Source organism: Pseudomonas sp. P5_152, from assembly GCF_033989915.1.
Classification (GTDB): Bacteria; Pseudomonadota; Gammaproteobacteria; order Pseudomonadales; family Pseudomonadaceae; genus Aquipseudomonas.
Window position 1 is genome coordinate 3,309,450 of sequence record NZ_JASFAH010000002.1, and the last position, 9,572, is coordinate 3,319,021.

Here is a 9,572-nt window from a genome sequence, read left to right on the forward strand (position 1 = left end):
GGGCGGGTGAATCAAGATCAAGAGCCAAAGCACGGCAACCTGGAAGTCGGTCTGTTTTTTCCTCTGGTTCATCGGGAGCCGACTGAGCGCTGCCCTGTTCGCACACAAAATTGGTCGTATCTCGTCAGTTTTGCATGCCTTTGGCGAATATTTTCAATGCCTGCAAGGCATGGGGTTTTTGCGCCTCCTCTGTAGCCCTTGAACCGTGCGGCTTTGCGCCTGGACGTGGTTTTTTATATTCCATACGGTTCTATGTGAAGCCTTAAAAATTACTTTAAGGGATAAGCCTCTGCCGCCAATCATTCACCTCCAGGCATTAGCGCGGGGGGAATCAGGCGCTGCTGTCGGGTTATTCGCAAAAGACCGTAGGGAGTCATTCAATGGGCAATGTCCAGACCGCCGCCAGTGCACATGAGGTGTTATGGCGCCAGGCGCCAAGTGGTGAGTTGGTCGATCTCGGCCGGGCTTATCGCACGCCTCTGGGCCAGTTGCGGCTGCAAAAGACGCCCAAGAGCAGCTTGCGCCGTCGTGAGGCGATTGTGCTGGCGGTGCTGGCAGTGCTGGTGCATGGCGCAGTGATTTATTGGGTCAATCAACAACCCACGCCGGCGCTGCCGATCGTGCCGCCGGAAATTCCGCCGATGACCATCGAGTTCTCGCGTCCGGCGCCACCAGTGGTCGAACCGCCACCGCCACAACCGGCACCGCCGCCGGTAGTGGAGCCACCGCCACCGGTGGTGGATGAATTGGCGGTCAAGCCACCGCCAAAACCCAAGCCGATCCCCAAACCGGTGGTCAAGCAGGTGCCCAAGCCCGCGCCAAAAGCCGTGCAACAGCCGCCTGCGCCGCCGCAACCGGCAGCCCCGGTGGCGGCGCCAGCACCGCCTGCACCCCCGGCGCCGGCACCGGTCACTCCGGCCTCGGCCAACGCCGCGTACCTGAAGAACCCGGCACCGGAATATCCGTCGCTGGCCCAGCGTCGGGGTTGGGAGGGCACGGTGTTGTTGCGGGTGCACGTACTGGCCAGCGGCAAGCCGGGGGAGATCCAGATCCAGAAAAGCAGTGGCCGCCAGCAGCTCGACGATGCGGCATTAAGTGCCGTGAAACGTTGGAGCTTTGTGCCGGCCAAGCAGGGTGATGTCGCCCAGGACGGCTGGGTCAGCGTGCCCATCGATTTCAAGATTCATTGAACCGCAACTTATTCGCGCTAAGTGTTTACACAGAGGGAACACATCATGACGTTACTGGCATCTCCACTCGAATCCATCGAAAGCGCGGTGATCTGGCTGCTGGTGGTCTTTTCCGTCGCCACCTGGGGCCTGGCGTTGCTCAAGGGTGTGCAGTTCGCGCGCCTGAAAGCCCAGGATCGCAAATTCCATAAACAGTTCTGGGCCGCCTCCAGTCTCGATTCGGCGGCTGAACTGAGCGAGACCCATCCCGGTGCTGCTGCCCGTGTGGCCCAGGCCGGTTACGCGGCGATCCAGGTCGGTGAAGCGCCGGCGGCGGACCTGAGCCAGGCGATCAATCACCAGGACCGCCTGGAGCGCGCCTTGCGCCAGCAAATCGTACGTGAACGGCGCTCGCTGGAAACCGGCCTGGCCGTGGTCGCGAGTATCGGCAGCACCTCGCCGTTCATCGGTCTGTTCGGCACTGTGTGGGGCATCATGGAGGCCTTGAAGGGCATCAGCGCCGCCGGCTCGGCAAGCTTGGAAACCGTGGCCGGACCGATTGGTGCCGCGTTGGTGGCGACGGGTGTGGGGATCGCGGTCGCCGTGCCAGCGGTGCTGGTCTACAACTATTTCCTGCGTCGCCTGAAGCTCACCGCCGCCGATCTGGATGACTTTGCCCACGACTTCTACAGCCTGGCGCAGAAGAGCTCGTTCCGCGTGCTGCTGCACCCGACGGCGCAAAAGAACACCGCCCAGAACGCTGTGCATAAAGTGAAGGAGGCGTCCTGATATGGCCTTCTCTACCCAAGACAGCGATGAGGTACTGAGCGAGATCAACGTCACGCCGCTGGTGGATGTGATGCTGGTGTTGCTGGTGGTGTTCATCGTCACTGCACCGCTGCTGACCAACGCGATTCCGATCAACCTGCCCAAGACCGAAGCGGTCGCCCCGGTGGAACAGAAAGATCCACTGGTGGTGAGCATCGACGGCGCCGGCAAGCTGTTCATCAACAAGGATGAAATCCAACCGGACTTGCTGGAGTTCAACCTGCAGGCGGCCAAGGCCAAGGACCCGCAGGTGCGGGTGCAGTTGCAGGCCGATGACGGTGTGAACTACGGCGAAGTGGCGCGCGCCATGGCGTCCATCGAACGGGCGGGTATTACCAAGCTTTCGGTGATTACTGCGCGCTAATCCATCACAGTTTTCCAGGGCCGTCTCCTTGGCAGGGTGCGGCCCTTTTTTTATTTATCGCAATCCCCCCCGCTCGTAAGTGCTGGCTTGCCAGCGCACCCAACCCTCTCAATCTTTCATATTCCATTAGGGTCTTAATAAATAGCTTCTTATTCCTTAACGAATATAAATCTCATCCCTATACTCGATCAGGAACAGACACGCACAGGAGAGCTCCCCATGCGCAACGAATCAATTCGCTACCTGATTGTGCCGGGCTGGCAGGGATCGCCAGACGATCATTGGCAGACCCACTGGCAGAACAGTCTGCCGAACAGCGCACGGGTCGAGCAGGCCGATTGGCTCACCCCTCGTCGTGAAGACTGGGTGGCCGCGCTGGCCGAGGCCATTGCTGCCGACAGTACGCCGGTGATCCTCATCGCCCACAGCCTGGGTTGCATCACCGTTGCCCATTGGGCGGCCACTGCACCCTTGCAGGCGCTGCGCCAGGTGCGCGGGGCCCTGCTGGTGGCGCCTGCCGATGTCGAGCGCCCGGCGTGCGTGCCGGCGTTGCGCAATTTCGCACCGATTCCCACGCACCTGCTGCCGTTTCCCAGCCAGGTCGTCAGCTCTGACAACGACGCTGCCGTGAGCGCCCCGCGCGCCCTCGAGCTGGCGCGCAACTGGGGCGCCGAGGCAGGCGTCCTGGCAGGTGCTGGACACATCAACGTGAAGTCCGGCCACCATCGTTGGGAACAGGGGTTCGCTTACCTGTATCGCCTGCAGAACCGCATGGAACACCACGCCCTGCGCCGCGCCTGATCGTCCATTTCAATTAAACGCCCCCGTCCGCCGGCGGTTTTGGGCGGGAGCCTGCCATGAGTTTGCATGAAACCTTCGGTCAGCCATTGCTGACCTTTCCCGACGCAGAAAAAAGTCCGCTGAGCATTCGTGCCAAGGCGCTGGTGTTCGTCGACCCACGTTCGCGCACCTTGCGCCAGGAGCTGGAGCAACTGGCACCGCGGGCGATTTCGGTGTTGATTCACGGCGAAACCGGCAGTGGTAAAGAATTGCTGGCACGCCACATTCACCGGGCCAGTGATCGCGGTGGCTTGTTCGTCTCGGTCAATTGCGGCGCCATCAGCCCGACCTATGCCGATGCCGAGCTGTTCGGTTATGCCGGCGGCAGTTTCAGTGGCTCGGCCAGCAGCCGTGCCGGCTGGTTTGGTTCGGCCAACGGCGGGACCCTGTACCTGGATGAGATCGGCGACTTGCCGCTGCCGATCCAGATCAAGTTGCTGGCGGCCCTGGAGAATCACGAAGTCACCCGGGTCGGCGCCCAGCAGCCGAGCCCGGTCGATGTGCGCCTGGTGGCCGCCACCAGCATCGACCTGGCGCAGGCCGTGGCGGCCGGCAAATTCCACGAGCGGCTCTACCACTACCTCAGCGAAGGCCAGTTGCAATTGCCGGCGCTGCGCGAGCGGGTGGGTGACATTCAATCGCTGGCCGAATACTTCCTCGGCATCTACAGCCAGCGCCTGGGCTTGCCGGTGCCCTTTATCAGCGACGCGGCGCAGCAGGTGCTGGAGCAACACAATTGGCCGGGCAACACCCGTGAGCTGGAGAACGTCATTCATTTTGCGTTGCTGGTCAGCAGCGGTGACGAGATTGCGCCGGAGCATTTGAACCTGCCAGCCACCGAGCAGCCGTTGCAGTTGATTGAGCGCTGGGTGGAGCAATGGGTCCGCAGTGGTAACCGTGAACCCCTGGACAGGCTGAAGCAGCTGTTGGCGCACGTGTAATTCGCGGTGCGTGACGGTTGCGGATTTGTTATTCGTTTATCGAATATAGGCTTCGATAAAAAGTATTTTTACGGCATAAAAAATCCGGGTATTGTCCGCCTCACGCCAGCGATAGCACTTCACTGGCACCTCACTTTTAAGCCGTTGTCGACAACGACAAATAAGGACACTGCATGAAAAAGGTTCTGTTGTTTACCGCACTCGCGGCTGCCCTGACGGCTGGCCTGGCCCAGGCCGGCGAGAAACTGGTGGTCGCGGCCACTCCGGTACCGCACGCCGAGATTCTCGAGTTGATCAAGCCAACTCTCGCCAAAGAAGGCGTGGACCTGGAAATCAAAGTCTTCACTGATTACGTGCAACCGAACGTACAGGTCGATCAGAAGCGTCTGGACGCCAACTACTTCCAGACCCTGCCGTACCTGCAAAGCTTCAATGAAGGCAAAGGCACGAACCTGGTGACTGTGATCGGTGTGCACGTCGAACCTTTCGGCGGTTACTCGAAGAAAGTCAAAACCCTGGCTGAGCTCAAGGATGGCGCAACCATCGCCATCCCGAACGAGGGCAGCAACAGCGGTCGCGCTTTGATCCTGCTGCAGAAAGCCGGCCTGATCGAATTGAAAGATCCGAAAAACGCCCTGGCTACGCCAAAAGACATTGCCAAGAACCCGCACAACTTCAAGTTCAAGGAACTGGAATCGGCCATGCTCCCGCGTGTGCTGGATCAGGTCGACCTGGACATGATCAACACCAACTACGCGCTGGAAGCTGGCCTCAACCCAGCTAAAGACGCACTGGTGATCGAAGGCGCGGATTCGCCTTACGTGAACTTCCTGGTGGCTCGTCCAGACAACAAGGATAGCGTCGCGATCCAGAAACTGGCCAAGGCCTTGACCAGCCCAGAGGTGAAGGAATTCATCGCCAAGAAGTACAGCGGCGCGGTCCTGCCGGCGTTCTGATCACGCGATAAACCCCTTCAAGGTTTGAACGCCGACGGCTGCTGCAGCGTCGGCGTTTTTTTATGCCCGGGGGATTGATCCTGGCCACCTACGCCAATCCGGGGCATAGGTTTTTGCGTGATATCAATATGCTTTAACGGTATTTAAATCTTTCTTTTTATGCCTTTAAAGTCAGTGCCTGCCGAGCTGTTATCCACAGCCCTATGGACTGCATCACCGTCGTTTACCCAGCGACGTCCAGGACTCCCCATGACTTTTGACTACGCGTTTATCCTTGGCACCCTGCCGGCATTCCTGCGCGCCGTAGGCGTGACCCTGCAGGTGGGCTTGATCGCTATCGGCACCTCGTTGCTGGTGGCCGTGCTCAACGCCACTGTGCTGGTGCTGCGTACCCCCTACTTGCAGCGCCTGGTGGCGGTGTACGTCGAGCTGGCGCGCAATACCCCGCTGCTGATCCAACTGTTCTTCGTCTACTTCGCCTTGCCCGCGCTGGGGGTGAAGGTCTCCGGCTTTGCGGCAGCGATCATCACCATGACCTTCCTCGGTGGCGCGTACCTGACGGAAGTCCTGCGGGCTGGGGTCGAGGCGGTGCCGGCGGCGCAACTGGAATCGGGTCGCTCGATCGGCCTGTCCAACGGGCAATTGCTGCGCTACGTGATCCTGCCGCAAGCGGGGCTGCTCAGCCTGCCGTCGCTGTTTGCCAACTTCATCTTCCTGCTCAAGGAGACCACGGTGGTCTCCGCGGTGGCGGTGCCGGAAATTCTCTACACCACCAAGAGCTACATCGCGCTGTATTACAAAACCTACGAAATGCTCGCCGTGCTCACGCTGATCTGCGTGCTGTTGTTCTTGCCGCTGTCGCTGCTGCTCAGCCGCCTGGAAAGGAGGCTCCAGCATGGCCAGTTCGGGTCTTGAGTTGCTCTGGGTGTCTCTGCCGCAACTGGCCAGGGGCGCTGCGCAAACCCTGTCGATCTCTTTCCTGAGCATCGCCATCAGCACCTTGGGCGGGGTGCTCTACGGCGTGCTGTGCAACCTCCATGTGCAATGGCTGAAGGTGGTCTTGCGGGTGTACCTGGAGCTGTTCCGGGCGATCCCGGTGCTGGTCTGGCTGTACCTGCTGTTTTTTGGCCTGCCGATCTTTTTTGGCCTGAGCCTGCCCAGTTTCTGGTGCGCGGTGTTGGTGCTGTCGTTGTGGGGCGCCAGCGAAGTCGGCGAAGTGGTGCGCGGGGCGTTGCATTCCTTGCCACGTGGGCAGCGTGAGGCGGGCTTGTCGATTGGCCTGTCCGGCCCGCAACTGTTCGGCTATGTGCTGTTGCCCCAGGCGCTCAAGCGCATGACGCCACCGACCATCAACGTCTACACGCGAATCATCAAGACCAGTTCGCTGGCGGTGCTGATCGGCGTGGTGGATGTGATCAAGGTCGGGCAGCAGATCATCGAACGCACCTACGAGTCGGTGCTGATCTACGGCGCGTTGTTCCTGTTTTTCTTTTTTATCTGCTACCCGCTCTCGGCCGCCTCGCGTGTGCTGGAGCGGCGTTGGACGCAAGCATGAGCGCATTGATCGAGTTCAAGGGTTTCAACAAATTCTTCGCTGAGCAGCAGGTGCTCAAGGGCATCGACCTGAGTGTCGAGGCCGGTGAAGTGATTGTCATCCTTGGTCCCAGCGGCTGCGGCAAAAGTACCTTGCTGCGTTGCCTCAATGGCCTGGAAGTCGCTCATAGCGGAGAGTTGCTGTTTGCCGGGCGCCAGTTATTGGACAGCAACACCGACTGGCGCCAGGTGCGTCAGCAGATCGGCATGGTGTTCCAGAGTTACCACCTGTTCCCGCACATGAGCGTGCTGGACAACCTGCTGCTCGGCCCGCTCAAGGTGCAGAAGCGCGACCCCCGTGAAGCCCGTGAACAAGCCTTGGCCCTGCTCGAACGGGTAGGCCTGGCAGACAAGCGCGACGCCTTCGCCCGTCAGCTCTCCGGTGGTCAGCAGCAACGCATCGCGATTATTCGCTCACTGTGCATGAACCCTCAGGTGATGCTGTTCGATGAAGTGACCGCAGCCCTTGACCCGGAGATGGTCAAGGAGGTGCTGGAAGTGATCCAGGGCCTGGCGCGCGAGGGCATGACGCTGCTGATCGTGACTCACGAAATGGCCTTCGCCCGCGCGGTGGCCGACCGCATCGTGTTCATGGATGCCGGACGCATCCTGGAACAGAACCCACCCGAGATTTTCTTTACGAACCCGCAAACCGCACGCGCGCAGCAGTTCCTGGAGAAGTTCTCCTACGTCGAAGCTCTGCCGAAACAGGCAGCTGCGGCTCATTCGCAAAAAAAGGAACCGTTACCCTCATGAAAACTGCCAAGTCTTCCCTGCTGCTACTCCCCTTGTTCGGCCTTGCGCTGCTGGCCGGCTGCAACAAGACTGAAGAGCCGCCCAAGCCCAAAGTCGCCAGTGAAAGCACCGCGCCGGCCAGCTACCTGGAAAAAATCAAAGCACGGGACAAGCTGATTGTCGGCGTCTTCACCGACAAGCCACCGTTCGGTTTTGTCGATGAGGCGGGGCGCTACGTCGGGTTTGATACCGACATCGGCCGGCAATTTGCCAAGGACCTGCTGGGCGACGAGAACAAGGTCGAGTTTGTCGCCGTGGAGCCGGCCAGCCGGATCCCGTTTCTGCAAAGCGACAAGGTCGACCTGATCCTGGCCAACATGACCGTGACCCCCGAGCGCAAGGAAGCGGTTGAGTTCACCAACCCGAACCTCAAGGTGGCGGTGCAGGCGCTGGTGCCCCAGGCCAGTGACGTGAAGAGCCTGCAAGACCTGGCCAGCCGCACGACCATCGTCACCACCGGCACCACCGCCGATATCTGGCTGACCAAGAACCACCCGGACTGGAAACTGCTCAAGTTCGAGAAAAACTCCGAGTCACTGCAAGCCCTGGCCAACGGTCGTGGCGACGCTTATGCCCAGGACAATCTGGTGCTGTTCAGCTGGGCCAAGCAGAACCCGGGCTACCGCGTACTCGACGAAACCCTGGGGGCCGAAGCACCGATTGCCCCGGCTGTGAAGAAGGGCAACATCGAGCTGCGTGACTGGGTCAATGCCGAGCTGGCGAAGCTGGGTGAAGAAAAGTACCTGCTCAAGCTCTATGACCAATATGTGCGCAAAGAGCTCAGCGACGACACCAAGCCTGAAAGCGTGATTGTCGAAGGCGGCAAGTGGCAGGGCTGAATTCTTCAGCGCTGCAGTGATCCTTGGGAGCGCTTCGCTGGTGGGTCAGCGAAGCGGTTTTTCGAGTGGCTCAATCCGGCCAGTTCCACGCCGGTTCATCGAGCATGCCCTGGCCGACCATTTCGCTCTGGCCGAAATTTTTCTCAAGCACAATGGCGTTGCACTCAGGGTCTTGTTGCAGCGCAGCAATTAAGCGGCTGGCGTGGGACACCACCCACAGCTGGCTCGCATGTGAGGCGCGGATGATCAACCGCGCAAGTGCCGGCAGCAGGTCCGGGTGCAAGCTGGTTTCCGGCTCGTTGAGCACCATCAGCGTCGGTGGTCGTGGCGTCAGCAGCGCCGCGATCAGCAGCAGGTAGCGCAAGGTGCCGTCCGACAATTCGGCGGCGGACAGCGGGCGCAACAAACCTTCCTGATAGAACTCGATGGCAAACCGCCCGCCCTGCACCGGGGCGATGTTCAGGCGCGCACCCGGGAAGGCGTCGCCGATGGCGGTTTGCAGGGCCTGCGGATCGCCGATTTCGCGGATGGTCTGCAGGGCTGCCGCCAGGTCTCGGCCATCGTGATGCAGCACCGGAGTGCGTGTTCCCAACTGCACCTGGCGCGCGGGTGCTTCGGCGTCCGTGCGAAAGTGATCATAAAAACGCCAGCCGCGAATCTGTTCGCGCAGCAGCAACACCTCGGGAGAGGAGCGCAGGTTGCCGACCTGGTCGAACAAGCTGTCGAAGGTCGGCGTGTGCTGGGCCAGCACCTCCCAGGTGGACCCTTCGCGGGCGCGGATCATCGGGCCGGCGCGATTGACCAGCAGGCTGGCAGGGCGATACAGGGCACCAGCCCAAATGCACTCGCGCTTGATTTCCGGGTCCAGGGAAAAATACGACACCTCATCTGGCAGCGGCATGGGCAGCCCCAGGGCGATCGCATAACTGAAGTCGGTACCGCTGAAACCCAGGCGCAGGCGCATAGGTCCTTGGCGTTGCGACGCCTGGATCGGCACTTCCCCGTTGCGCATGCGCCGGCTGATGTTCTCCGGGCCGGCCCAGAAGGTTGAATCCAGCCCGCCTTCGCGCGCCAGAGCGTTGACCACGCCACCCTGGGCGGTCTCGGCCAGCAGGCGCAGGGCGCGGTAAAGGTTGGATTTGCCGCTGCCATTGGGACCGGTAATCAGATTCAGCCGTGCCAGCGGGATCACCAGTTTGTTGATCGAGCGGTAATTGGCCACGGCGAGGGTCTTGAGCATCCGCAAA

General features: G+C 60.8%; 11 protein-coding genes. 10 read left to right on the forward strand and 1 reads right to left on the reverse strand.

Translation table 11 applies throughout. The features are described 5' to 3' along the window. The first annotated feature begins 380 nt into the window (after nt 1-380). The 10 genes from QMK50_RS15030 to QMK50_RS15075 all read left to right on the forward strand — a co-directional run bounded on the left by QMK50_RS15030 (nt 381) and on the right by QMK50_RS15075 (nt 8,325). Entirely contained in the window at nt 381-1,190 is an 810-nt protein-coding gene (locus QMK50_RS15030) for an energy transducer TonB (RefSeq protein WP_095170642.1), read from the forward strand. A 45-nt stretch (nt 1,191-1,235) separates the two neighbouring features. Then, nucleotides 1,236-1,958 (forward strand): MotA/TolQ/ExbB proton channel family protein, encoded by a 723-nt coding sequence (locus QMK50_RS15035; RefSeq protein ID WP_095170640.1) that lies wholly within the window; start codon nt 1,236-1,238, stop codon nt 1,956-1,958. Between the two features lies 1 nt (nt 1,959). Further along, a complete protein-coding gene (locus QMK50_RS15040) occupies nt 1,960-2,361 on the forward strand; it encodes a biopolymer transporter ExbD (protein ID WP_320333405.1) in 402 nt (133 codons plus the stop codon). 219 nt (nt 2,362-2,580) lie between these two features. Next, complete coding sequence (locus QMK50_RS15045; RefSeq protein WP_095170639.1) at nt 2,581-3,162, forward strand: alpha/beta hydrolase; 582 nt, start codon at nt 2,581-2,583, stop codon at nt 3,160-3,162. Nucleotides 3,163-3,218: 56 nt separating this feature from the next. Further along, entirely contained in the window at nt 3,219-4,142 is a 924-nt protein-coding gene (locus QMK50_RS15050; RefSeq protein ID WP_320333406.1) for a sigma 54-interacting transcriptional regulator, read from the forward strand. A 173-nt stretch (nt 4,143-4,315) separates the two neighbouring features. Beyond that, entirely contained in the window at nt 4,316-5,098 is a 783-nt protein-coding gene (locus QMK50_RS15055; RefSeq protein ID WP_095170635.1) for a MetQ/NlpA family ABC transporter substrate-binding protein, read from the forward strand. A gap of 249 nt (nt 5,099-5,347) precedes the next feature. Next, nucleotides 5,348-6,013 carry an amino acid ABC transporter permease gene (locus QMK50_RS15060; protein ID WP_095170633.1) on the forward strand — a complete coding sequence of 222 codons (666 nt, stop codon included), beginning with the start codon at nt 5,348-5,350 and terminating at the stop codon, nt 6,011-6,013. Continuing rightward, nucleotides 5,994-6,653, forward strand: a complete 660-nt coding sequence (locus QMK50_RS15065) for an amino acid ABC transporter permease (RefSeq protein ID WP_095170631.1) — start codon at nt 5,994-5,996, stop codon at nt 6,651-6,653. The genes QMK50_RS15060 and QMK50_RS15065 overlap by 20 nt, the downstream gene beginning before the upstream one ends. After that, nucleotides 6,650-7,447 (forward strand): amino acid ABC transporter ATP-binding protein, encoded by a 798-nt coding sequence (locus QMK50_RS15070; protein WP_095170629.1) that lies wholly within the window; start codon nt 6,650-6,652, stop codon nt 7,445-7,447. The genes QMK50_RS15065 and QMK50_RS15070 overlap by 4 nt, the downstream gene beginning before the upstream one ends. After that, nucleotides 7,444-8,325, forward strand: coding sequence for a transporter substrate-binding domain-containing protein (locus QMK50_RS15075; RefSeq protein WP_159993112.1), 882 nt, complete (start codon nt 7,444-7,446; stop codon nt 8,323-8,325). The genes QMK50_RS15070 and QMK50_RS15075 overlap by 4 nt, the downstream gene beginning before the upstream one ends. Nucleotides 8,326-8,395: 70 nt before the next feature. Here the strand turns inward: QMK50_RS15075 and QMK50_RS15080 are convergent, their stop codons facing one another. Further along, nucleotides 8,396-9,565, reverse strand: coding sequence for an AAA family ATPase (locus QMK50_RS15080; protein WP_095170625.1), 1,170 nt, complete (start codon nt 9,563-9,565; stop codon nt 8,396-8,398). Nucleotides 9,566-9,572 lie beyond the last annotated feature (7 nt).

Excerpts from the sequence above, each read along its gene's own strand:
- QMK50_RS15065 (WP_095170631.1), top strand. The coding sequence starts at position 5,994 with ATGGCCAGTTCGGGTCTTGAGTTGCTCTGGGTGTCTCTGCCGCAACTG.
- QMK50_RS15045 (WP_095170639.1), top strand. The coding sequence starts at position 2,581 with ATGCGCAACGAATCAATTCGCTACCTGATTGTGCCGGGCTGGCAGGGA.
- QMK50_RS15040 (WP_320333405.1), top strand. The coding sequence starts at position 1,960 with ATGGCCTTCTCTACCCAAGACAGCGATGAGGTACTGAGCGAGATCAAC.
- QMK50_RS15035 (WP_095170640.1), top strand. The coding sequence starts at position 1,236 with ATGACGTTACTGGCATCTCCACTCGAATCCATCGAAAGCGCGGTGATC.
- QMK50_RS15080 (WP_095170625.1), bottom strand. The coding sequence starts at position 9,565 with ATGCTCAAGACCCTCGCCGTGGCCAATTACCGCTCGATCAACAAACTG.
- QMK50_RS15030 (WP_095170642.1), top strand. The coding sequence starts at position 381 with ATGGGCAATGTCCAGACCGCCGCCAGTGCACATGAGGTGTTATGGCGC.
- QMK50_RS15075 (WP_159993112.1), top strand. The coding sequence starts at position 7,444 with ATGAAAACTGCCAAGTCTTCCCTGCTGCTACTCCCCTTGTTCGGCCTT.
- QMK50_RS15050 (WP_320333406.1), top strand. The coding sequence starts at position 3,219 with ATGAGTTTGCATGAAACCTTCGGTCAGCCATTGCTGACCTTTCCCGAC.
- QMK50_RS15055 (WP_095170635.1), top strand. The coding sequence starts at position 4,316 with ATGAAAAAGGTTCTGTTGTTTACCGCACTCGCGGCTGCCCTGACGGCT.
- QMK50_RS15060 (WP_095170633.1), top strand. The coding sequence starts at position 5,348 with ATGACTTTTGACTACGCGTTTATCCTTGGCACCCTGCCGGCATTCCTG.
- QMK50_RS15070 (WP_095170629.1), top strand. The coding sequence starts at position 6,650 with ATGAGCGCATTGATCGAGTTCAAGGGTTTCAACAAATTCTTCGCTGAG.